General features: G+C 57.2%; 2 protein-coding genes and 1 pseudogene. All 3 read right to left on the minus strand.

Going from position 1 to position 1,224, the window contains the following annotated elements; all coding sequences use genetic code 11:
• Positions 1-175, minus strand: a pseudogene (locus A9D60_RS27455) (ISL3 family transposase); the annotation flags it as partial.
• A 269-nt stretch (positions 176-444) separates the two neighbouring features.
• Positions 445-1,053, minus strand: a complete 609-nt coding sequence (locus A9D60_RS03630; protein ID WP_065266349.1) for an AAA family ATPase — start codon at positions 1,051-1,053, stop codon at positions 445-447.
• Position 1,054: 1 nt separating this feature from the next.
• A partial coding sequence (locus tag A9D60_RS25400; RefSeq protein WP_141117808.1) for a transposase domain-containing protein occupies positions 1,055-1,224 on the minus strand: 170 nt, incomplete at its 5' end.

Raw genomic sequence — 1,224 nt, forward strand, 5'->3', positions numbered from 1 at the left:
CAGGCCGCCGGCGGTACCTGCTGTGAACATGGCGTGAAGCCGTGCCGCAGCGCGGGCACGCCGCCGTGGCTTTGGCGGAACGCGAGTGGATCCGGACCGTGTTTCCAACAAGCTCAACCTGGTTGGCCTTGAGACCTGCTGGCAGGAAATCCCGCCGTGAAAACTGTGACGCCATCGGCAACCTCCTGCAAAACCTACCGATATATAGCGCTTAGCTGGTTGGGCTGCACCAAATCTGCTTCAGATCCAGTTTTGAACGCTCATTGACATTCTCGGTTTCTAGCGCCTTTTCCCGCGCCTGCTGCAACTCCTTTCCTCGCTCGACAAATCGCCGAACACGCTCGGGATCACGTTCAAAGTTGCGTATGCCGCCGCGGCTGCGAAACTTGGTGTTATGCTCCTAGGCCACCGTTTGTTTTAACGTTCGGCATACCCACGTCGTGATCAATGCAAAATCGGGTGACGCTCGAGATCATAAGCGCGCAGGATTACACGCGCTGCGGTTCGCAAACTCATACTCTGGTTCTTCCGGCCCGAGCGAGTGAACGCTTCCACGGCAGCTTCGATCCCTGTGTCATCAATACCCTTCTTGTGACCCTCACGGCGAATAAATCTCACCAGCTCAGCTTGTGTCAGATGCCGCAAACGGATTGGCGGGCATCTGCTTAGAAGAGGCTCGGGCAGGCTCCGGAAGTCATTCGAGGTCAGCACCCATGCCACCCAGCTCATGTCGAATTTCACTTGGTAGTATGGGCAGCTCCAGTTTTGCGCCGTCATAGGCTCAAGGAGGGGCAGCAAGGCCTCGGTCAGCCCAAACGCTCGTCCTGATACAGATTTCGCGGTGCCAGCTTTTTCGACCTCGTCAACGACAACCACCGGGTTCGCGACCCGAGATTGAAGAATGGTTTCCAGAACTCGGCCGAGAGCAGCATTGCTCCAGCCTTTCTGTGAGCCAACGATTCCGAAGGATGCGTTGTATGCGCCGTCCACTTCCCATTGGGAAGTTTCGCGCCTTGCTGTTGACAGGCTCCAGCCATTTGTGCGGACGAGCACGTCAGGGAGTCCCGGGCGAGCTCACGTCTTTTGATTGTTCGTCGGCATAGGCCCAGGGCATCAAGGCGTCGATATCCTTGTTGAGATGGCCCGCGGCCAATTTGGTGAACAGGCCGACCAAATAGGCATAGGGTTCGACCCCGTTCATCCGGCAGGTTCCGATAAGGCTGG

The organism is Leisingera sp. JC1 (genome assembly GCF_001679925.1).
Taxonomy (GTDB): domain Bacteria; phylum Pseudomonadota; class Alphaproteobacteria; order Rhodobacterales; family Rhodobacteraceae; genus Leisingera.